This is a genomic window from Bacteroidota bacterium, from assembly GCA_030706745.1.
Lineage (GTDB): Bacteria > Bacteroidota > Ignavibacteria > Palsa-1295 > Palsa-1295 > PALSA-1295.
In genome coordinates this window covers 281,362-302,988 of record JAUZNX010000004.1, presented here as the reverse complement: position 1 = coordinate 302,988, position 21,627 = coordinate 281,362, and the positions used below count along the sequence as shown (strand labels likewise).

Genomic DNA, 21,627 nt, shown 5'->3' with positions numbered 1-21,627 from the left:
TGGCGAACACGACCGGTGTCAACAACACCGCCATCGGCCATCAGGCCATGCAGAACAACACGACCGGTAACTTCAACTCGAGCCTTGGCTACCAGGCCCTGCTCTCGAACACGACCGGTCAGAACAACGCGGCCATTGGACACGAGGCGATGCTTCATAACACGACCGGAAGCTTCAACTCCGCCCTCGGCTACGAGGCACTGCTGGCGAACACGACCGGTGTCAACAACACCGCCATCGGCCATCAGGCCATGCTCGCGAACACGACCGGAAGCTTCAACTCGGCCTACGGCTACGAGGCATTGAACTCGAACACCACGGGCACGAACAACTCGGCGATCGGTCACGAAGCATTGTACCACAATACGACCGGCAGCTTCAACTCGGCCATTGGATTCGAGGCAATGATGGCAAACACGGTAGGTGTTAACAATACCGGTGTCGGTCACCAGGCGCTCTATGCTAACACGACGGGCCAGAATAACTCGGCGGTAGGCCACATGGCGTTGTATTCGAACACGACAGGCAGCTTCAACTCTGGTTTTGGGTATGAAGCGCTCTATTCGAACACAACCGGTGTGAATAACTCGGCGTATGGCCACGAAGCCCTGGCCCATAATACAATCGGGAGCTACAACTCCGCACTTGGCTTCGAGTCGCTGTTCTCGAACACGACTGGTCAGAACAATTCGGGTCTGGGCCATCAAGCACTCTATGCGAACACGACCGGCCAGAACAACACCGCGGTAGGTCACATGGCCATGACTGCGAATACGATCGGAAGCTACAACTCTGCCTTCGGTTACGAGGCGCTCTTTTTGAATACCACCGGTTCAAACAACTCGGCGTATGGCCACGAAGCCCTGGCCCATAATACGATCGGGAGCTACAACTCCGCACTAGGCTTCGAGGCCCTGTTCTCGAACACGACTGGTCAGAACAATTCGGGTCTGGGCCATCAAGCACTCTATGCGAACACGTCAGGCGTGAACAATACGGCAGTCGGACACGAAGCCATGTCGTTGAACACAACCGGTCAAGACAATACGTCGGTCGGGTATTTGGCGATGCTCGCGAATACAACGGGAAGCGTAAACTGCGCTTTTGGATCGGCAACCTTGACGGCTAATACGACCGGCAATTACAACTCCGCATTCGGTTTCCAGGCGTTGGCCTCAAACACAACGGCAGGCAACAACTCGGCTGTGGGCCATCAGGCATTGTTCCACAACACCGCGAACGATAACACCGCGATGGGATATGCTGCGATGTTTGCAAACACGACCGGTGTTGGGAACACGGCATTTGGTTCAGGGACCCTCATCGCCAGCACGACCGCGGATGAGAATAGCGCCTTTGGGTACCTCGCATTGGCGGTCAACACCTCGGGCGCCTATAATACGGCGGCTGGATCGATCACCATGCGGGCAAACACAACGGGGTACAATAATACAGCAACGGGCTTCGACGCCCTCGGCGCGAATACCTCCGGATACGGGAACACCGCGTTGGGATCCACAACTCTGAATACGAACACGACTGGTCATTACAACACGGCAATCGGGTATAACGCCGATGAAGCCACTGGTACATTAGTGAATGCGACCGCGATCGGCGCGAATGCCTCCGTAACCGCGAGCAACACGATCCAGTTGGGCGATCAAAACATCGCCACAGTGAATACCGAAGGCGATGTGTACGTGACGAGTAACACGCACGGCATCATCCTTAAGGATGCGAACAACAACTGCTGGCGCGTGACGGTGAACACCGATGGCACGCTTGCCTCGACGCAGCTCGCCGCCTGTCCATAAGCTTAGAAAAGCAACAACTGAGAGAGAGAGTTTAGGGGGAGCCTGCTCCGGTCGTTCTCATAATGAAAGAGAACCGGAGTGGGCTCTTCCCTATTGTTGTGTATCGGAAATGAGGAACGGATTCCTAGTTCCTTTTCATTACAATGCCTGACGTTCGTTCTGTTCTTCCATCGCCACACTCCGACCCGTCATGGAGTCAGATTCTGTTCGACTTCAGCAACTACTCGAAGAATTCGCCGCCATCCAATGGACGGACCGGGCTCGCGCACTCGAAATCACCCGCGAAGGTGTGCGCTTGGCCCGCGAGGCCGGCGATCACCGCATGTTCGCCGGTTTCATTATCAAGCAAGTGGACATCATCGGAACCCGTGGCGAGCACCGTCCGGCACTCGATCTCGTCAACCAGGCAGTTCCGGTTGCCGAGTCCCTGGAAGATTCCGAGCTATTAGCGAAGCTCTACGGCCAGCGTGCAACCTATCGCCGATGCCTCGGAGAACCGACCGAATCGGTCATGGCCGATCTCGAGCGATGCAGGCAATTCGCTGCAAACACGAGCGACATGAGACTCCGGGCGTGGATTGCACACGATCTGGCGATTGCCCATGCCACGGCGGGCGAGTGGAGCAAGATGCTCGATTACGCACAGGAGCTTCTTTCGTATAACTACGATCGCCTTTGGAACGCCCGCGCCCTGCGGTTGATCGCGAGTGTCCACCATTCTGTCGAGGACTGGGACAGTACGGAGAAGTTGCTCCGCCAGGGCCTCGAGATACTGGAAAGCACAACGGCCACCGACCAGATGCACCTAATACGCAACGACCTGGGCCACAACCTTTTGAAACGGGGCGAGTATGCCGCCGCGCTTGAGCAATTCAGGCTTCTGTTCTCTAGCAGGCTCCCAGCCGTCGTCGAGCAAGCGCACATCGGCGCAGCCAAAGTCTATTTTCATCTTGGAGATCTTGCTACGGCGCACGACGAACTGAGCTTCGCCGGCTCCGACGACCAGAATCCAACGGTGGGCTACGAGCGTCAGATCGTCCAAGCCGAACTATTGGCCGCCGAAGGCAAGGCCTCTGAAGCGATCTCAGTGCTTCACGCGCTCGAGCAAACCATCGAGTCATCCTGTGCCTACCTATGCCCCTCGCTCTACGAGGTGATGTACAAAGCGTCGGCATCCTTAGGTGAATGGGAACAGGCGTTTCGATACCTCTCGAAGAGCACGGACCTTGGCGAGAAGGCGAAGCAGAGCCAACTTGCTACGCGGCTGGACATTATGCGGCGCGAAATCGTCATTGCACGCGAGCAGATGGAAACTGAGAAGCTCCGGGCACACGCGGAACATTTGGAGAAGCATGTGACAACAATCGCAATGCAAGCCGCGACCCAGGTCGAAGCACTGACCAATCTTCGTCAGGATGTACTCACGATCATGCGCGAGGAACACGACCCGTATGCGTCGCTCAAGCGAATACGCAATCGACTCAAGATGCTGCCATGCGCGCAAGTGGATTGGGTGTCGGTCGAACGGGAGTTCGCCTCGGCCAATCCCGACTTCAAGTCACGCCTCGAGGAGCGGTTTCCCATGCTCTCCTTGATGGAGGTCCGCGTTTGCTCGATGCTCAAACTGGGATTGAAGACGAATGAAGTGGCGCGGCTATTCTGCATCACACCGCGAGCCATCGAGTTTCACCGACTCAACCTGCGCAAGAAGTTTGGTCTCCGAAAGGAGGATAACCTGGAGCGGTTCCTTGCTGCCGTTGGCTCCGGAAGCGTGCTGCCAAGCCCACTCAGCCTTGTGCCGCCCGTCGAGGCTCGGTGACGATCGCGTGCAGGAATACTCATTGCGCTTCGCTCGTTTATCACCCGATGAAAATAGCCATTGCCTCCGACCACGCGGGTTTCAAATACAAAGAAGAGATTAAGAAGTACCTTACGGGACTCGGGCATGAAGTTCAGGATTTTGGAACAGACTCTGAGGAGTCATGCGATTATCCGCTCTTTATTCGTCCCGCTGCGGAAGCAGTTGCATGCGGCAAAGCCGAGCGCGGCATCGTGCTGGGTGGCTCGGGCAATGGCGAAGCAATCGTCGCGAACCGTGTCGCGGGGGTACGATGTACGCTCTGTTGGAACATCGAGAGTGCCAGACTCGGCCGTCAGCACAACGATTCGAACTGCCTCTCGATTGGCGAGCGCATGATGACACTCGACATGGCGCTCGAGATCGTCCGCACCTGGCTGGACACACCCTTCGAAGGTGGTCGTCATGCGCGCCGCATTGCGGAGATCGACTCTGGTCTAGATATCAGGAATTGAGAATAAAGAGTCAAGAGTAATCCTAAACAGGTTACTACTTTTAACTCTGTATTCCTAGCTCTTAACTCAAAGCTACTGCCCAAGCTGCTGCTGAATATGCGCAATCACATCGGCGACCTGCTGATCGCTGAGGATGTCCTTCGCGTAAAACGGCATCGCGGCTGAGCCACAACGAACGGACTTGGCACCCGCTTGAGGAGTGTCCATGGCTTTCTTGAGTGGCGGACCGACCTTCTTATCCGTCATGGCGTGACAGTAGGCACATGTGCGATCGTAAGTGTTCTTGCCTGCATCTGGATCAGCGGGCAGCATCATGACGGCCTTGGCGGCAGTACCCGCAGCCTTTTCGTCGATCTTATCCTCCTCATGCAATGCTGGCTTCGTGACCCATTGAATCTTGAGTGTGCTGGCAATCGCTCCAGGATTATTCTTGATCGCCTCCAAGTATGCATTCATCGCATCGATGTCGCCTTTGGGCATGACTGTCGCCATATCATCGCCCTTATGCAGGTACATGACGGCGCACATCGTCGCGCCATACGCGTTTTTGGCTAAAGCATTGCCCTTAAACTGACCATTCCACGTGCTAACTCTGCTGGTCACACCAACAAGAGTGTGGCCTGGGCGAATGCGCGTATCTTTGGTGGTCGGAAGTCCGTCAGTGTGGCAGGATGCGCAGGCATCCGTGATCTTGCCATATTTCGTGCTGTAGAATATCTTTTGTCCCGCTTCAGCGAGTCCGGTGATCGCGGTGGTCTGGCCGACAGCCGGCGTGATACGCGAGGTATCCAGTTTCTCCGATTGAATCGTATCCTTTTGCGGCATGGCCGGGGGCATGTCCCGCTTACCGCACGAGATCAGAGTGAACGAAAGTAGAACAATGGCGAAGAACGGCGTGCAGGATTTCATCATGATTTGATACTTTTAGACCTGCAAATTACGAACAAAACACTCACAAACTTTCGAGACTTTTCCGGCTGCGGAATCCCCCTTCGATCGTGTGCCATGCAGTTAGCTCCGCTTCCCCATGTTTGTAGCAGAGAAACACGATCTCTCCTGTTCTGCGGCGATGCGGAAAGTCGATGAGCCCAGTCCCCACATCTTTGACCTCGATACCGGCTTCATCCAACTCGCTCGCAATCTGTGCGAGGCGCTCCATCTCGGGCGGGAATTCCTTTTGGCCATTGGGGCCCATCCCGCCGAAATATTGATGGCGGTATACGTCATAGCCTCTATGGTCGCAGGCGAGCTTCAGCTCGACCATTTCAGCGAGCTTTGGCTTGATCTCGGCGAGGAGCGTTTGTGCTTCCTCGAGGCTGAACAGGTGATCGAATTCCACGCTCTGATTAATTGATTGATTGTAGTAACTGAATATCCTTCCAAAGTGTCTCGGCCGTTTGGTCCACTGTGAGATTTGTTACGTCGAACAGTTTGCCAGGCCGGTTGTGACCGAGAATCTTGAGTAGTTCGAGAGCGCGATCGACCTCTCGCAGGACATTCCCGTTACCGCGCACTCGGACACGCCGCTCGAGTTCGACTGGCGTTGCCAACAACAGATATGGAAAGACTGGACGATTAATCTCTGAAAGCATCGACGTTGCGAGCGATAATTGCACTTGAGTTTCAAACACGCCGCTTACAACAAAATGCTCGATCCCCATCCTTTCGCTTTGGTATTTCGCGAGCGCTGCAACGCACTCAAGGGCCGCATGGACCGAGGACGAATCCCGATGATCGATTGACGTAGTGTTACCGCCAACATAATCACAGTCCAAGATCGCAGCATGGTCCAAATAGTCGAGCAGCTTCCACGCGGTTTCAGTTTTGCCGACACCAAGCGGGCCGTTCAGGATAACTGTCATACTTATTCTGCCGTCTCGACAAACGGATACCGGACGATCTTTTCATCTTCCGTAATCAAGAGACACTTATGTAATCGAGCGGTTGCAACGATCATTCGATCGGCGGGATCCTGATGAAATCTGCCAGGGAGTTCATATGCTTCCACTGTCACTTCCGGCGTAATGGGAAGCACTCGAATGCCGGACTGCGCAAAAACCTTCCCAAACCATTCAGAAGTAGGAAGTGTGAGATCGATCCTGCGTTTTGCAGCCAACATCGCGATTTCCCAGCAGGACGTCACGCTAACACAAACGGATTCAAAACGAGCGTCAATCAATTCCGCAAACCGAGCCTCCAGCCGAGGACTCCGAAAGACCGACCACACCCAAATGTGAGTATCCAGAAGAATTAGATTTTCTCGACTGGCCATACGGGATCGAACGGTCGGATATACTTCAGTGGCTTGCCCGAAAATTCAGTATTGAAAATCGGCGCAGTCAACCTCCTGGGAGGAACAGCTTGATTTCGAACGCTGGGTAGCGATCGTCCCTTGGCAGCCCTCTTCTTTTTTGGCAAAATGATGGGAGTATGACGATTCGCTTGCTTCATGACTTGAAAAAGCTTACTTCCCCGTTAAAAGTGCCTTGACGATATATCCGCCCATCTTCGGGTTCTCTTTCAAACGCCGGATCGAATAGCCATACCAGTCTTCGCCGAACGGCACATAAACTCTCAGCCTGTAGCCATCGCGGATGAGCGCATCGCGGACTTGCTCGCGCACACCGAGGAGCATTTGAAACTCGAATTGGCTATTATCCAAGTGGTATTTGCGGACGAGCCCTTTAGCGCCCTCGATCAAGACGTCATCATGCGTGGCAATGCCAGCATACGCACCGGCAGCAAATAGCGCTTCGAGTGCCCTTAAATAATTCTCCTGGACCTCGCGTCGCTTTTGGAATGCGATCGCTTCCGGCTCGACGTAGATGCCCTTACAAAGCCGGACATTGGTAGCAACTCCTTGCTTCCGCCCTTCCGTAACAAGTGTTTCAATATCCGAAAGCGTGCGTCGCATATAAGATTGGAGCACACATCCCACATTAGCAAAGTCTCGCCGCATTTTGCGGTAGAGATTCAGCGTGCCATCGGTGTACGGCGAATTCTCCATGTCCATGCGGACGAGTTGATTTCCGTTCTCACGGGCCGTCACAAGGATCTCGCGGACGTGCTGCTCGCAGATCCCCTCATCCAGCGCGAGTCCGAGCGAAGTTAGTTTGATCGAAAGATTACCCTTCAGGCTATCATGATGGAGCCTGCGCAGGACATCGCACGAGTTCTTTGTATTCTCCCGGGCCTGATCCAACGTGGTGATAAACTCGCCGAGCACGTCGACGGTCGCCATTGCGCCTTTCGAATTCAGCGCACGGACTGTTCTGACGGCATCGTCCAGCGTGGCACCAGCAATATAGCGCTGACTTACTTTGCGGACGATCGGCTTCGGAATAAACGGCAGGGCCAGGGAGATGGCCTTATTAAGTGGGTTCATTTCGCGGCGCATAACACAGGAGTGGGCACTCCTATTTCACTTCTTCGCCAAAACCAGCGCCCGTTTCAGCTTTTCTTCGTCCCCCAGGGCGCCAATGGAAATCGCCTCCTCGACGTCCTCTTTGGAAGCGCCAACGTTCCGCGCGCCCAGAATATGCGAGAATAACTGCCGCTCCCAGCCAAGCTGTGTCAGTCCCGCGACCGTAGCAAGCTCGCGTGCGATGCTCGCCAGACCCGGCCGTGAAAGTGTTTTGGAGTAGCCATCATTCATGGTCCATGCGCCAAGTTCGACGCTCAGGTCGCGGATTTCTGCACGCACGCGTTCCGAATTAGCACCATATACTTGCTCAAAGAGCTTCTGCCCCCGCTCGACAAACTGCGGGTAGCTGACCGGTTCTCGTACCTCCAGCTTCTCATCGTGCCCACGAGGCCACGCTGCCCGGAGGGCACGCATGGCTTCGAGCGCAGCGGGAAATCCGGCGAAAAGATGCAATTGCAGGAAGCACTCGTAGATTTCTTCACGCTTAACCTGGGCAGCAGCGCGGGCTGCAGCCAACGCATCTCGCAGTCGCTCTCGGTGCTCCGGACGAGACGCGAGTGCGGAGAGCTCAACAATTATCTTTGTTCGATCTTCCATCAAGAATAGATTCTATACAATCTATAGATTCAATAGAATCTACGCGACAACTTTCTATGGTGCCAGCTCCGCCCTCAGCAAAAACATCCTCGGGGTGCCAAAGTGCGTGCCGCCGAATGTCGATTCGAATTTATAGAGGTACTTCGTGTCGAAGATATTGATGACCGAGCCAATGAGCTGAACGGGCAGCCCAAACCGCGCGAGACTTGCACCGACCGAGGCGTCAAATGTCGCGTGCGGAGCCACCGAGCGGTCTGGCGATCCGGGCATCTCCGGCTGAAGATTCAACAAGTCGATCACGTCCGGCGTATAACCCCGATCGAGCAATATCTGTCGTGCTCGCGTCGCATCCGGGCCCAGATGATTTGTATCCACGAGGTCGAACGGGAGGCCGCTGTCGTAGCGGCCTGAAATGACACCGAAAAATCCGGCGGCAAAATCATAGCGCAACGCAAAGGACGCTGTCATGAGCTGGTTATGCTCCGTGTTGAACATGTCTTCGCCCGAAAACGGATGCGAATAGCTGAAACCTTCCTCGCCAAGCACGAGTCCCGCCGCGAATGGCGAGGAGCCATCGCTCGGCACTTTGCCTTTCGAGACCGTCGTCGAGAATGCCAGTCGCCCAGAGAAATTATTCCAATCGCGAAGCAACACTTCCAAATCGCCTCCACCGACAATGCCATTCTTGATATTGGCTGGAAAGATGACGCCGGAATTTCCCAGCTCGACTTTCACGATCATGTCGTCGATCAACTTGCCATAGCCGGTTAAATCCAGATTGACATACTTGTTCAGTCGGTAGCCTGCGCCGATTTCGAGCACATGGGATTTCTCACTTTGAACGATCTGCGGTGCGCCCGCTTGTGCCGAGCCAACAAGCTGCCCCGCCTGCATAGAACTCGAAACAAGATCGTTTTCGAGCGGAGCCTGCATGAACATCCGGTTGTAGGACGCTCGAATCACCAGCCGGTCGCTCGCGCGATAGATCGCATTCACCCGTGGGGAGATTCCACTCTCCTGATCGAGGAAGTCATAGAGATCATAGCGCACGCCGCCTGAAAGTGTCCAATCGCCGGCGGTAACGCGGTCCTGCGCATAGCCAGAAATACGCTTGCCGGTCGCGCTGGTATCGACGAGGAAGGGACTCCCGCTTCGTGTCAAGTCATACGCCGCAAAGCGCGCATCGCCGCCGGGATAGTTGGAATTTGAAATATTCGAATCGGTTACGGCAAACGTCAGAAATTCACTGATCGGGAATATCTCGCCACCTAGGCCCATCTTAAACTCGTTCTCGTCGCCAAACCAATCGGTCTTTGTCGAGTATTCGAGCTGACCTCCACTCTCGACATCCTTGCGGTGCGCCCCGACAAAATAGCGCTCGCTGAGTAGCGCGGTCTTCAATTGGACGCTATCCGCAGGATTCATGCGGTCGAGCCCGTTACTCGTCAGGTCCGCCAATTGCCGGCGAGTGTATCCGAGCAGACTAATGACAGAGGCATTCGATAGCGAATAATTGACACGCGCGCCGAAGAAGAGCGATTGTAAATCCTGACTCTGATTCTGAGGGCCGGAGACGATGTGGTTCGGAACTTCAAACGTCGTCGCTCCAAAATATCCAAGCGCCGCGATATCAACTTTATTGCTCGCGATCACATTGATCTTGCCGAAATAATCATTGCCGTTTCCATTGGTATGATTCGGGTCGAAACCGCTCACGGGATCGAGATAGCGGTTCGAGTGAAAATTGCCGTACGCGCCATAGTACGCAAACGCTTGACCGAAATGACCACCGAAATCAACGCCCGTCGAATTGTTGCCGAAGGTGCCCGTACTATATTCGGCATGACCGAACTGCGGCGCGTCGAAGCCGGACTTGGTTGTGATGTTGAGCACGCCGCTCGTGGCCACGCCATACTCGGGATCGAACGCTCCACGGAGCAGATCGGCGGACTCGACAAAATTTGCATCGAACAGTGGAGCGTAAATGCGCGTCTGATTCGTCGCAAGTGGAATGCCATCGATCACATATTGGAGCATCGCGTCCTCGCCGCGCATGTGGAACCGGCCATCTTCATCGGGCACGATGCCGGGGCTGTTCATAAGAATCGCCTCGATCCCTTTTGCGGGATTCGAAACAGGCAACGATTGAATCACCGGCGCCGTAAACAGGGTGTGGACCTCAGGCTGGGTCGGTTCCATGTGCGTATCGGTCACGGTGATCTCGGTCTTCTCGAAATTCGGGACCGAATCTATCATGACATGCATCGATACCGAAGAATGCACGACGACGCGGCGTGTAAACGCCGCTCGACCCTGGTTTACCACATAGAGATCGTAGGTCGCAAACGGCAGATTCCGGAATGCGAAATCGCCGGAGCTATCGATTTCGGTCTCCTCGATTGTCGCCTCGGTCGTAATCTCCTCGGCTCGAATGCGAAGCGATTCCGCTTGATCGGGGCTTGAGAGATTGATATGCCCCAAAACGGAGCCGACGGATTGCTGGGCCTCAACGGCAGCAGAGCAAGAAACCAGGAAGAGGAAGGAAAGCCAGAGGAGTTTCATTGGCTATCGGAGAATGTGCAACGGTGAGAAGTCAAATGAGCCATCATGCTCCAGCAGCAGACCATAGCTTCCCGAAGGAAGATCGAGATTCAATGCGAGCGAATTCTTCCCAGCGTTTTGCCACACCCGTTTGGTCTGTAGCATCTGGCCGAGTATGCTCCGAATGGAAATAGTAGCCGGCCCATCATCTTTACCGTTCCATTCGATCTCAAACGCTCTCTGCGCTGGATTCGGATAAATTCCAAGTGACTTGGAAACAACTTCCCGATCACGAACCGTGGATGAATTTAAAGTAATGGTCTGCTCGCCGCCATTATTCTGATACCGCGCGAGCCACTCCTCGAAATACTCCGCGGATATGTCACGATCGCGAATCAACAGGATATTCTCATTATTGAGCGTATCGGCGGAGTGCGTCCAGTTGAACGAGCCGGTCAGTACCCATCCATCGGCCGTGTTCGGATCGAGAATGCAGTATTTGTGGTGAAACAGTGTATCGAACCTAAGATAACCGGAGTAGTGAATCACATCACAACCAGCGGCCACAAGAAGGGGCGTCTGATCGTAGGACCCACCCATCCCAATTATTCCGTGCACCTTCGCGCCACGATTCTGGGCGTTGATGAGCGTGGCCTCAAGGTCCTGCGATGTAAAATCGTACATCGAAAGCAGAATCGGACCTGCCGAACCGTCAAGAAGTGTATCAATCGCCTGCGGAATGCCGCCACCCGGCGAGAAGAACAGATGTACTTCACGGCCGCCGATGTTAAACGAGCGCGGGGTATTGTCCGTCTTACGTGTCGAGAATCGTGATGCGGCGGAGTCCGGAGTATCCGTCGCGGACCCCCATTCTTCCTCGAATTCGCGTTCGTAGGCATGGGCCAGTGCAAGGTCCTGAACGTAGACCAGATTTTGAAAATCGGTCGTAGTCTGCTGATCGGTCAGATTCCACGAGCCGGTCTGGACCCACGCGTTTGCCCCGTCATTCACGGAGTCTTTGCCTCGACCATCGAAAATGATGAACTTGTTGTGATGAATATTGCTCCAGAGCCTTCCGCTTGCGCCGAATCCATTCGTGATCGCGGGAATGCCCGAGGAACGTACCGTTTGAAAGGCCTGTGACTTCTTCGACGATCCGCTATCGACGATCAGGCGAACGGATATTCCTTTATCTTTTGCCACAATCAGCCATTTGGCAACAGAGTCCCCAACTCGATCGCCAAAACTATATAGCGCCAGATCGATTGAGTTCTTCGCATTCAGAATACGATTTCGAAGCAACCCCATAAAGTCCGCGTTGCCATGTGCGTGCGGCAAGAACGGATATGTCGTGGTGTCAACATCGCGATTGAAATACACTTGAATAGCACCAGTCGATCGATAGTCCGACGCCGTCGAGGTCCAGAAACGTACCGTGTCTGAGTATCCGGTGTAGGTGGAGACCAACTTCACAAAGTACATCGTAGCTGGAGTGAGTCCATGAACGATGGGACGTCGATCCTTGCTGGCCGAGCCAATCGAGAGGACCATCGTCATGCGATTTGAATCGGTCCCCATCCACACTTCGCCAATGACCGATGTGCTATTCTTCCAATGAAATTGGATAGAGGTCGAATCCACCTTCATTTCATACCACGGGGTATGATAGATTTCGAAACCCGTCTGCGCGCATGCTTGCTGCGGATTACGCACAATAAATAGTGCGCAGCCGATCGTCAGAGCGAGGACCAGGTTTCGCATTGCATTAGGAGGGCAATACCTCGAATGATATATCCAGGCCGGTAACCGAATGCGTCAGTGCACCGACTGAGATAAAGTTCACTCCGGTTTCCGCGACCGCACGAACGGTCGCGAGCGTAATGCCGCCGGAGGCCTCGGTTTCGAACGTGCCAGCATTCATCTTCACCGCTTCGCGGATCTTGCCGAGTTCGAAATTATCGAACATGACGCGATTGATGAGACCCTTCCCCTTTGTGAGCACGACCGCAAATTGTTCGAGCGACGTGACTTCGATCTCGATCGGGACCAATTCGTGCTTGGGATCTTTAAAGTACTCACGCAGGTGCTCGATGACCTGAGCGACATCACCTCGGTTTGCGGCAATGTGATTATCCTTGACGAGCACCATTGCCGAAAGCGATGAGCGGTTGTTCATCCCGCCGCCAACATGGACAGCGTATCGATCGAACGGACGAAGTAGCGGTGCGGTCTTCCGCGTATCGAGAATGATCGCATCCGTGCCACGTACCGCCTCGACGAAGGCATGCGTCATACTCGCAATGCCGGACATGCGCTGCATCAGGTTCAGCGCCACGCGCTCAACGGCGAGCAATGTTCGCAAATTGGCACGAACAGACGCGATCGACTCGCCTTTCTTCAGCATCGCACCATCACGCTGCGTCTCTTTGAATTCAAAGATCGGAGAAGCAATACCGGTCTGCGTCTCAAAGATCAAGAACGCTTGTCGAGCAAGGTCCAAACCGGCGAGAATGCCACTGGCCTTGGCGATAAACTGGCCCGTGCCCTGGGCATCTTCACGGACGGTCGCTAACGATGTGACGTCGCCTTTACCAAGGTCCTCGACGAGTGCAATGCGGACGCGCTGCCGCTCGATATCGCTAAGTGTATGCATGCTCTAAGTTCTAAGGCCTAAATGCTAAGTGCTAAGTGCAATGTCCGGAGCGGTAAATGCTTCGATGGCCTGACGATAGATGTCGGGCGGCTTGGTCGGCCGGCCAGTCTCCTTCAACACGAAGACCAGCGTTGTATTGCCTTCGGCCAGCAGTTCGTTGGTCGCATCCATGTGGACCGTATAAGAAATTTCGAGTCGCGTCGCGACATCCGATTTCATTCGAGCGGTGACTCGAAGCAAGTCGTCGTAGGTCGCCCCACGATAATACCGCGCGGAGGCATCCCGAACGGGCAGCCCATATCCGGCTTGCTCGATTTCGGAATACGGCAATCCGCATGCACGCAGCATCTCGGTCCGAGCGACCTCGAAATACTCGAAGTACTTTCCGTAATAGACAAGCCCCATTTGGTCTGTGTCGGCATAGCGGACACGGATTTTGGTCGCGTGCTCGATCGCGGCCAGCGGGTCGTCCACATTCGAGCGATTATCCGCGACTTCGCGGTGTTCGGGTTGTAGCATGATTCGATGGAGACAAACGAACCGACGGGCTGAAAAGTCGCGCTGGCGACTATTCAAGTTGCTGGACATTTATGTCCTGAAGCAGTTTTTTCTCGCGACGATGGTCGGCATCGTCGGCTTCATCATCATTTACATTGCCGTCGATTTGATGGAGAAGCTGGACAAGTTTCTCGATCACAACGTCCCGTTCATGGTCGTCGTCGAGTATTATGTCAATTTTACACCACAGATCATCGCTTTGATCCTGTCCGTGGCGTTGTTACTCGGTTCGCTCTTTACAACGGGTCGCATGTCGGCAAATAATGAGATTATTGCGATGCGCTCGGCCGGCATTTCCCTATACCGGCTCATGGCACCCTTCATTGTCGCCTCGATGCTGCTGTGTCTCGGCGCGATTTACTTCAATGGCTGGATTCTTCCCAAAGCGAATGCTCGAGTCGAAGAGATTCTGCGGGATTACGTGCACGAGGACATTATCAACAATGCCGAGTTCAACATGTATTTGCAGGATTCGCCTACCTCCATCGTATCCATGTCGGACTATTCCTTTCTGCAAAAGCGCGCGAACAGAGTCTCTGTTCAATTTTTCGACCCAAAAGAGATTACGCACATGACGCGTCGGATCGACGCCTCCCTCATGTCATGGGATTCCACCCACAATGTCTGGACGCTGACGAATGCGACCGAACGGTTATTCCTGAGCGATACATCCGCCGAGCAAATTCGCAAACTCGCGCCCGCGGAAAGTGTCATGCACTTTACATTTACTCCCGCCGAACTTCGCGAGCGGTTGCTGAAAGTGGAGGAAATGACAAATCCGGAGCTGGCGCGACGGATCGAACTCAAGCGCCGATCGGGACAGGACGTCGCACGCGATCTCGTGGATTACCAGAGCAAATATTCTCTCGCGTTCACATCACTCATCGTGGTTCTCTTCGGTGTCCCGTTCGCCTCTCGCAAGAAGCGCGGCGGTCTGTCATTCGAGTTTTCGATCGCGATCGGAATCGCGTTCGCATTCCTCACCTTCTCGAAGGTCTCACAGACCTTCGGCTACACCGGTCAGGTGCCAGCCGTGCTCACGGCATGGCTGGCGAATATTCTGTTCCTCGCCGGCGCCATCGTGGTAATCTGGAAGGCGCAGAAATAGAGCAACGAGACTCATGGAACTCATACGTCCCATGAGTCCGGTCAGGCACTAACGGCTCAAGAGGATCTTTGCGACATCTTGTTCATCGGGCGCAACAAAGCGCGCGAAATATATGCTGGACGAAAGATTTTGAGCGCGTGTATCGATGATATAGTTGTGCATTCCTTTACCGACCACAGATCCATCCAGTGTCAGGACCTCTCGTCCCGTAAGATCGTAGAGCGAGAGGCGTCCGGGCATAGAAGAACCAGATTGGAGCGAGATGGAAACAAGCGGTCCATCGTATTCGACTCGAAGGCCCGCGCTCGTGTACGTCGCAGGCGCCACGTCGGCTAGACCTGTTGCAGTGACGGGATTGCTTGCCTGACCGGCAGTATAGTAACTCCCATGAACGCCACCGGACTTCGAGACCGGACGAACTTCGTAAATGTTACTATCGAGGAAGGGCAGACTGTCCGTAAACTCTAATGTCGCCAGAGGGACGCTGTTGAGCTTCACTAATGGATCCGAAGTGTGGTGGGCGCGATAGATATTATATCCATCGACTGAGGCCTGTGTGGTCCACCGGATATTCACCGCCCGATTGGAGACAACCGTCGCGGCGATACTCGCGAACTCCGACGGAGGATCGTTAAACGCTTCCCGTAATGTGGGATCGCCCATGAGCGCAATGTGGACCCATCCGGCCCCGTATCCCGGATCATAATCTCCAAGATTATTCTGAGTCAATCGCGTGCAATAACCAGTGGAATGACCCATGGCCATTGGATGGAAGTACCACTGCGGCCGACCGGCCCAGCAGCAGGTTAGCGTCATTGCGCCGGCCAGTGGTGCGCGAAGGATGTTATCCTGGACATTCCAATCGCCGAAGTAGCTGCCGAAGAGCATCGAGAAAATGGCTCGAGACTCTTTGGTGGCAAAATCCGTCGTTGTTCCAATCCCACCGCAACTCGTAAAGGAACCTCCGCCGCACCCATAGGCCCAAAGGTAGGACGCGGTGTCCAGCGTCGTGAACCACCCAAGTTGCTTGACATTCTCTTTTCCGACGAGATTCGGGAAATTTCGCCAGCCCGAACTCGCAAAGCCTTCGCCATAGGTTCCGAAATTGTCGCTAATAAGAGCGCGGCTTGGCGCTGTCATAGCTCCTGTTCGGAACGCATGATCTTTGTTGAGATACTGACGCAGCAGTTCCTTTTCGGACTTGGAAAATGACGGTAGATTCCACATGTCGACTCGGCCAATTTCAAGTTCAATCCCTCCGCCTACGGCAGTCTCATCGAATTTTCCATCCCCGGGAATATTAATATTTGCCGCGACAGAATGTAGAGAGCTCGTGTCCGATTGGACATCTGTATAATCCCCGGACATGTCCGCATAGTAAATGTCAGCCGGCCAGGCACCATAATGATTGGGATGTCCGTCCGGATTGAGGAATCCAGAATATGGAACGGGCACATGACCGAACAGGAATACGGTTCGTAAATCGGGAATCGCGGCATAATCATCCATGATGATGGCGCGAATCGCTTCGACACTATCCGATCGCTTCACGTTGTGCCGAACGACGGACCAACCGTCCGCGCGAATATCGCTGGTCAAACGGGCAAGTTCTGTACTTAGGTCGTTCGCAAATGTATCGTCCACAATCAGGTCGAGCGTCCCGCGCGACTCTTCCGCCGGCACGTCAATTCCAGTCTGGAGATAGCCCTCGCCCGGCAGATTACTCGTGCTTCCATGCCTCCATATTTTGTGAATTCTGTACTCATATTCCACACCGGTCTCAACGGTTGTATCGGTCCATGTCAGCGCTTTGCCAACCCCGGCCATGAGATTCCACTGATCGCCACTTTGTGCGACGCGCCGAAAGATCGAATAACTCATGGCACTGTCATCGAGCAGCCACGAGAGGATGATCTGAGGGGGTTGTTCCCGAATCGAGGCGGACGCTGCCACTGATAGATTATATGGCGCGTATTGGGCGAAAGCTCGCGGCACAAGGCCGGAGATTATGAAAGCACTTATGAGAATTGGATATCGGATGATCTTCATGGGATCTCTATGTTCGTTCATTCGCAGGACGCAGCAGGTAAAGGGATTCGATCAATTCCCGGTAACGCTGTTCGACAGACTTCCGTTTTACCTTTAGCGTTGGGGTCAACATGTCATTTTCGACGGTGAATGGCTCTGGAAGTAATACAAACCTTCGGACCCGCTCGTAGTTCGCGAACTCCTTCTGCAGGCGCTCAAGCTCTTCCTGAATCACGCCACGCACAACGTTACGCTCGACTAGCGCCACCGGATCCCCGGAAGCTTTGCCATCTTCCCTGAGCGCGGCGAAATCGGGTACGATGAGCGCAGTGCAGAACAGCCGCTTATCGCCGATGAGCATGATCTGCTCGATATAGCGCGATTGCAGCAACGCTGATTCGATCGGTGCCGGTGCGATGTTCTTTCCACCGCTCGAAACGAAGAGATGTTTCTTCCGATCCGTGATACGAATGTATCCATCGGAATCGATCTCGCCAACATCGCCGGTGTGCAGCCAGCCATCGGAGTCGATGATCTCGCGCGTCTCATCGGGCATTTTGTAGTAGCCCTTCATCACACTTGGGCCACGCGCTAAGATTTCCCCATCGCCGGCGATCTTCACTTGCATATTCCCGATCGGCTTGCCGACCGTCCCCCACTTCAGATGATTGTATGGACTCACACTAATGACCGGCGAGCACTCGGTCATGCCATAGCCTTCGATAATCGGAAGACCAAAACTTGCGAATGCACGTCCGACATCAGCCGGAAGCGCTGCCGCGCCGGAGACGAAGAACCGAACCCGCCCGCCGGTCCGCTCGCGGATCTTTTGCAGGACAAGCCGCTCGGCCAGTCGCTTTAGCAGTTTTGCGTGGAGCGGCACCTGCTTTCCTTCAATGGCCATACCGCATAAGCCGCCGATGCCGACCGCCCAATCGAATATATGGCGGCGAAGCGGTGAAATTTGCTGGCGCATCCGCATGATCCGCGTATGCACCCGCTCGTAAAAGCGCGGCACGCCGGTCATGATCGTCGGGCGAATCTCGAGCAGATTATCCGCAACGGTATCGACCGACTCGGCCAGCCCGATCGTAAATCCTATTTGAAAAAAGAATTGCATCGCCAGGTGCTCGAACGCATGCGAAAGTGGCAGGAAGGAAAGCGCTGTATCGCGATCGGTAAGTTCTGGCAGTGCGGCCAGAGCCCCATCGATGTTCGCCTGGATGTTCCGGTGCGTAAGCATCACGCCCTTGGGGTTGCCCGTTGTGCCACTCGTGTAAATCATCAGGGCGACATCCTCGGGCTTGGCTGCGATTGCCTCGCTATCGAAATCCTGAGACGGATGGGATCCTTGAGACAGATGAGCCCCACTGAGAACTTCCCGAAGATGCATGATTCGTGCATCGGACTTCGCCAGGTTGCTCGCGTCGTTGAGAATCACCACGCGCTCCAGCGCGGGACAGTCTCCCATAATTTTCAGCGCTTTGCCGAACTGCAAGTCGTTCGATACGAAGAGCACTCTCGCACCGCTGTTGTGCACGATAAATTGCACTTGCTGTGCCGTAAGCGTCGGAAACATTGGCACGAGTACGGTGCCCAGCGCGAGCGATGCGAACTCGATCATGAGCCACTCGGGGCGCGACTCGCTGATGAGAGCGATGCGATCGCCTCGGGTGAGACCAAGCGATACGAGTCCGGCGAAGATCTCCCGCGTACCCCGGCAAAACTCCGCATAGGTCATGTCACGGAACGGCTCGCCGTGGACGCGCTTGTACCGGAGATAGACTTTGCCGGCAAGCGCACTCTTCTCGCGAGCGAGGAAGGGTTCAATTAGATTGGCTGGACTCGGATGATTCTGATTCATCTGATAATCGTAATGGACTGCCAAATGCAAGCCGGCGTGAAACAGTTTTGTCCGCACTCGCAGACGGAAGAGACTTAGGCAAGTATCGGGCTAAGGTGATTAATCGCTCGCTCCAGTTCGTCGTGAGCTTTCGGCGGGTTGACGACTGCCTCAAAGCGTGCATCAAACAATACAACGTCAACACGTTTGGGGTGATGAAATTGGTCAAGCTCTTCCTTCGAGAGATGACCCGGTCTCGAACAGAGACCTGCTTCAAAAAGCATTTCACCCACTTCAAAGGGTGTGACTACCCCACGATCGTACACATTCCATATACCGGCCCAATCCTCGTTCATCAGCACATGCCGCACCATCTTCTCAATCGTCGTCATGCTGGTCATCGAGTTCGGCGTATCGATCAGGCGTGGATACCTCGAAAGCTTCACAAGCGTGTTCCGGGCATCGGACGCACTGGAATAGACCTGCCGAGCACGGAGCACCGCGACTTGGTTCGCATCAATAGATAAAAGCATTGCATCGGCCGCGGCTTTCGTCCATGAGTAGAGACAGGCTGGAGTTGGCGGATCGTAAGGACCAAACGGCTCGCCTCGATCATTATACGGCCCATCCCACACGCAACCGCTCGAGAATTGGATGAACCGAATGCGGTCGCTACGATCGCGATTGTGCGCCAGGATGCGCTCGTAGAGTCTTATCGGCGCTTCCATGTTCGAGCGCACCGCTTCGTTGGCGTTTGCCTCACACCAGGCGAGATCGGTTTTGCCTGCAGCGTTGATGATTGCCTCGGGCGCAATCGTCTCGATGGCTTCCTGCGAAAGCTCATCGATGTCGTTCGGCCACACGTGAATTTCGAATTCCGAGAGGGCCTGCGCGAGTGCCGATCCGATCTGCCCGCGACCAAGAATAAGGAGTTTTTGCATTCTGTGATTAAACGCCGGACCACCAGTCTTGGTTGGCCAGCCACCAATCCACTGTCTGTCGCAAGCCATCTTCAAGCGTCACCTGCGGTTGCCATCCAAGCCCGCGCCGGGAGTCTTCCCAATCGAGCGAGTAGCGGCGGTCATGGCCGGGGCGGTCCGAAACATGCTGAATAAGCGCCGTTAGTTCGGATAGTTTTCGTCCCGTTCGTTCGGCAAGAATTCTTAGCAAAAGATGAATCAGCGAGATGTTCTCAACTCCCGCATCGTGGGCGATGTCATTTCCCTCCATTCCTGGCCCTCCAAAATGATAGATTCCGCCTGCCTCTCCGCGTTCGATCACACTCCAGATGCCTTCGCAATGATCGTCCACGTGAATCCAATCGCGAACCTGTCGGCCATCGCCATAAACCGGAATCGGCTCACCCGTCAGAGCACATCGCAAAATCGTTGGAATAAATTTCTCCGGATGTTGAAAACGACCGTAATTGTTCGTGCAGCGGGTCACGCGAACATCCATGCCATGCGTATGATGGTATGAGAGCAACAGCAAGTCGGCCGAAGCCTTGGATGCCGAATACGCGCTCGAAGGATTGAGTGGCGACGAGAACGTAGACTTTGCCGTCCCCTCGATCGAACCATATACCTCGTCTGTCGAAATTTGCACGAACAGCGGGACGCCATGCGTGCGACCCATTTCGAGCATGGTCACGGCACCCAGCACGTTCGTCTCGACGAACGGCGTTGCTGAGGCGATCGAGCGATCGACGTGGCTCTCGGCGGCAAAATTGATTATGGCATCGAACGCGTGATGGCCGCCGGCCGCGAAGCCCGGTATCACTTTGGTCTCCAGCACCCGTGCCACTGCGGAAGCATCTCGAATATCACCTTTTACAAATGTGCCGATGCCCTCGATATTCTTTGGATTGCCGGCATAGGTGAGCGCATCGTAAATAACTACGCGGTGTCCGCGCGCAGTCGCAAGATGCGCGAAGTTCGCTCCGATAAAACCGGCTGCGCCAGTAAGTAGTAGAACCACGATTACACGGATTAAGGGGGATTACGCGAAATCCAGGTTTAAAACTTCGGTGGCGATTGCCTCACCAGTTCGTTCGCCCGAGCCAGCGATGGGAATGTCCCGGCATCAGTCCAGTACCCAGTAAGTGTGGTAGCCGATAGTCGTCCCTTCCCGAGATAAACATTGTTCACATCCGTGATCTCATACTCGCCTCGGGCGGAAGGTTTGAGTGCTCGGATAATATCGAACACGTCCGGCGGATAGCAATAGATGCCAGTTACGGCAAAATTCGATCGGGGCTTCGCCGGCTTCTCGACGATCGAAACAATTCGCCCGCCATCTAACTCTGCGACACCAAATCGCTCGGCATCCGGCACTTCCTTGAGTAAAATGTGCGCATGCTCGGAGTTCGCGGTGAACGCCCCGACCATCGCCGAAAGTGAGTCCTCGAAGATATTATCACCGAGCATAACGACCATCGGCTGTGCGTTCGTAAACCGCTCGGCGAGTGCAAGTGCCTGCGCAATGCCCCCGGCTTCATCCTGCACGCGGTAGCTGAGAGCGCAGCCGAAATTCTTACCGCTGCCAAGCAGCGAGAGAAAATCGCCCATGTGCTCGGTGCCAGTCACAATCAGAATATCCTGAATGCCCGCAGCCACGAGCTTTTTGATCGGATAGAAGATCATCGGCATTTCGCCGATGGGCAGCAAATGCTTGTTCGTCACGGCCGTGCATGGGTGCAGTCGCGAACCGGAGCCGCCGGCGAGGATGATGCCTACAGGGGTCAAGGGC

General features: G+C 54.6%; 19 protein-coding genes. 4 read left to right on the top strand and 15 right to left on the bottom strand.

Annotated elements, in window-relative coordinates:
* The 3 genes from Q8902_07485 to rpiB all read left to right on the top strand — a co-directional run.
* Nucleotides 1–1,814 (top strand): hypothetical protein (locus Q8902_07485; GenBank protein ID MDP4199396.1); only part of this gene is annotated, 1,814 nt, incomplete at its 5' end.
* Between the two features lie 190 nt (nt 1,815–2,004).
* The gene (locus Q8902_07480; protein ID MDP4199395.1) at nt 2,005–3,633 is read left to right on the top strand and encodes a hypothetical protein; all 1,629 of its coding nucleotides are present in this window, start codon (nt 2,005–2,007) and stop codon (nt 3,631–3,633) included.
* Nucleotides 3,634–3,680: 47 nt separating this feature from the next.
* On the top strand, nt 3,681–4,127 hold the full coding sequence (gene rpiB / locus Q8902_07475; protein MDP4199394.1) for a ribose 5-phosphate isomerase B: 447 nt from the start codon (nt 3,681–3,683) through the stop codon (nt 4,125–4,127).
* 72 nt (nt 4,128–4,199) lie between these two features.
* Here rpiB and Q8902_07470 read toward each other — a convergent pair whose 3' ends face one another.
* The 10 genes from Q8902_07470 to Q8902_07425 all read right to left on the bottom strand — a co-directional run bounded on the left by Q8902_07470 (nt 4,200) and on the right by Q8902_07425 (nt 13,861).
* A complete protein-coding gene (locus Q8902_07470; GenBank protein ID MDP4199393.1) occupies nt 4,200–5,039 on the bottom strand; it encodes a cytochrome c in 840 nt (279 codons plus the stop codon).
* Between the two features lie 40 nt (nt 5,040–5,079).
* Nucleotides 5,080–5,466, bottom strand: a complete 387-nt coding sequence (locus tag Q8902_07465; GenBank protein MDP4199392.1) for a DUF2203 family protein — start codon at nt 5,464–5,466, stop codon at nt 5,080–5,082.
* Nucleotides 5,467–5,473: 7 nt separating this feature from the next.
* Nucleotides 5,474–5,989, bottom strand: a complete 516-nt coding sequence (locus Q8902_07460; protein ID MDP4199391.1) for a hypothetical protein — start codon at nt 5,987–5,989, stop codon at nt 5,474–5,476.
* Nucleotides 5,990–5,991: 2 nt separating this feature from the next.
* A complete protein-coding gene (locus Q8902_07455) occupies nt 5,992–6,399 on the bottom strand; it encodes a type II toxin-antitoxin system VapC family toxin (GenBank protein ID MDP4199390.1) in 408 nt (135 codons plus the stop codon).
* Nucleotides 6,400–6,591: 192 nt separating this feature from the next.
* The gene (locus tag Q8902_07450; GenBank protein MDP4199389.1) at nt 6,592–7,512 is read right to left on the bottom strand and encodes a proline dehydrogenase family protein; all 921 of its coding nucleotides are present in this window, start codon (nt 7,510–7,512) and stop codon (nt 6,592–6,594) included.
* A 36-nt stretch (nt 7,513–7,548) separates the two neighbouring features.
* Nucleotides 7,549–8,148, bottom strand: coding sequence for a carboxymuconolactone decarboxylase family protein (locus Q8902_07445; protein MDP4199388.1), 600 nt, complete (start codon nt 8,146–8,148; stop codon nt 7,549–7,551).
* A 54-nt stretch (nt 8,149–8,202) separates the two neighbouring features.
* Complete coding sequence (locus Q8902_07440; GenBank protein ID MDP4199387.1) at nt 8,203–10,710, bottom strand: hypothetical protein; 2,508 nt, start codon at nt 10,708–10,710, stop codon at nt 8,203–8,205.
* A gap of 3 nt (nt 10,711–10,713) precedes the next feature.
* Nucleotides 10,714–12,450: a phospholipase D-like domain-containing protein gene (locus Q8902_07435; GenBank protein MDP4199386.1), complete on the bottom strand. Its 1,737-nt coding sequence runs from the start codon at nt 12,448–12,450 to the stop codon at nt 10,714–10,716.
* A 4-nt stretch (nt 12,451–12,454) separates the two neighbouring features.
* Nucleotides 12,455–13,342, bottom strand: a complete 888-nt coding sequence (nadC, locus tag Q8902_07430) for a carboxylating nicotinate-nucleotide diphosphorylase (GenBank protein MDP4199385.1) — start codon at nt 13,340–13,342, stop codon at nt 12,455–12,457.
* A 24-nt stretch (nt 13,343–13,366) separates the two neighbouring features.
* The gene (locus Q8902_07425) at nt 13,367–13,861 is read right to left on the bottom strand and encodes a thioesterase family protein (protein ID MDP4199384.1); all 495 of its coding nucleotides are present in this window, start codon (nt 13,859–13,861) and stop codon (nt 13,367–13,369) included.
* On the opposite strand from Q8902_07425, the gene Q8902_07420 reads away from it, so the two are divergent.
* Entirely contained in the window at nt 13,860–15,008 is a 1,149-nt protein-coding gene (locus Q8902_07420; protein ID MDP4199383.1) for an LptF/LptG family permease, read from the top strand. The genes Q8902_07425 and Q8902_07420 overlap by 2 nt on opposite strands.
* Before the next feature lie 48 nt (nt 15,009–15,056).
* Here Q8902_07420 and Q8902_07415 read toward each other — a convergent pair whose 3' ends face one another.
* From Q8902_07415 to Q8902_07395, 5 genes are all read right to left on the bottom strand, one after another.
* Complete coding sequence (locus Q8902_07415) at nt 15,057–17,057, bottom strand: hypothetical protein (GenBank protein ID MDP4199382.1); 2,001 nt, start codon at nt 17,055–17,057, stop codon at nt 15,057–15,059.
* A gap of 7 nt (nt 17,058–17,064) precedes the next feature.
* Entirely contained in the window at nt 17,065–18,900 is a 1,836-nt protein-coding gene (locus tag Q8902_07410; GenBank protein MDP4199381.1) for a long-chain fatty acid--CoA ligase, read from the bottom strand.
* 74 nt (nt 18,901–18,974) lie between these two features.
* Complete coding sequence (locus Q8902_07405; protein ID MDP4199380.1) at nt 18,975–19,820, bottom strand: sugar nucleotide-binding protein; 846 nt, start codon at nt 19,818–19,820, stop codon at nt 18,975–18,977.
* A 7-nt stretch (nt 19,821–19,827) separates the two neighbouring features.
* Nucleotides 19,828–20,856 carry a dTDP-glucose 4,6-dehydratase gene (locus tag Q8902_07400; GenBank protein MDP4199379.1) on the bottom strand — a complete coding sequence of 343 codons (1,029 nt, stop codon included), beginning with the start codon at nt 20,854–20,856 and terminating at the stop codon, nt 19,828–19,830.
* Nucleotides 20,857–20,894: 38 nt separating this feature from the next.
* A complete protein-coding gene (locus Q8902_07395; protein MDP4199378.1) occupies nt 20,895–21,623 on the bottom strand; it encodes a sugar phosphate nucleotidyltransferase in 729 nt (242 codons plus the stop codon).
* Nucleotides 21,624–21,627: the final 4 nt, after the last annotated feature.

Bases quoted from the DNA above. Each gene is read 5' to 3' on its own strand.
- Q8902_07480 (MDP4199395.1), top strand. From the start codon at position 2,005: ATGGAGTCAGATTCTGTTCGACTTCAGCAACTACTCGAAGAATTCGCC.
- rpiB (MDP4199394.1), top strand. From the start codon at position 3,681: ATGAAAATAGCCATTGCCTCCGACCACGCGGGTTTCAAATACAAAGAA.
- Q8902_07470 (MDP4199393.1), bottom strand. From the start codon at position 5,039: ATGATGAAATCCTGCACGCCGTTCTTCGCCATTGTTCTACTTTCGTTC.
- Q8902_07460 (MDP4199391.1), bottom strand. From the start codon at position 5,989: ATGACAGTTATCCTGAACGGCCCGCTTGGTGTCGGCAAAACTGAAACC.
- Q8902_07455 (MDP4199390.1), bottom strand. From the start codon at position 6,399: ATGGCCAGTCGAGAAAATCTAATTCTTCTGGATACTCACATTTGGGTG.
- Q8902_07450 (MDP4199389.1), bottom strand. From the start codon at position 7,512: ATGAACCCACTTAATAAGGCCATCTCCCTGGCCCTGCCGTTTATTCCG.
- Q8902_07445 (MDP4199388.1), bottom strand. From the start codon at position 8,148: ATGGAAGATCGAACAAAGATAATTGTTGAGCTCTCCGCACTCGCGTCT.
- Q8902_07440 (MDP4199387.1), bottom strand. From the start codon at position 10,710: ATGAAACTCCTCTGGCTTTCCTTCCTCTTCCTGGTTTCTTGCTCTGCT.
- Q8902_07435 (MDP4199386.1), bottom strand. From the start codon at position 12,450: ATGCGAAACCTGGTCCTCGCTCTGACGATCGGCTGCGCACTATTTATT.
- nadC (MDP4199385.1), bottom strand. From the start codon at position 13,342: ATGCATACACTTAGCGATATCGAGCGGCAGCGCGTCCGCATTGCACTC.
- Q8902_07420 (MDP4199383.1), top strand. From the start codon at position 13,860: ATGATTCGATGGAGACAAACGAACCGACGGGCTGAAAAGTCGCGCTGG.
- Q8902_07425 (MDP4199384.1), bottom strand. From the start codon at position 13,861: ATGCTACAACCCGAACACCGCGAAGTCGCGGATAATCGCTCGAATGTG.
- Q8902_07415 (MDP4199382.1), bottom strand. From the start codon at position 17,057: ATGAAGATCATCCGATATCCAATTCTCATAAGTGCTTTCATAATCTCC.
- Q8902_07410 (MDP4199381.1), bottom strand. From the start codon at position 18,900: ATGAATCAGAATCATCCGAGTCCAGCCAATCTAATTGAACCCTTCCTC.
- Q8902_07405 (MDP4199380.1), bottom strand. From the start codon at position 19,820: ATGCAAAAACTCCTTATTCTTGGTCGCGGGCAGATCGGATCGGCACTC.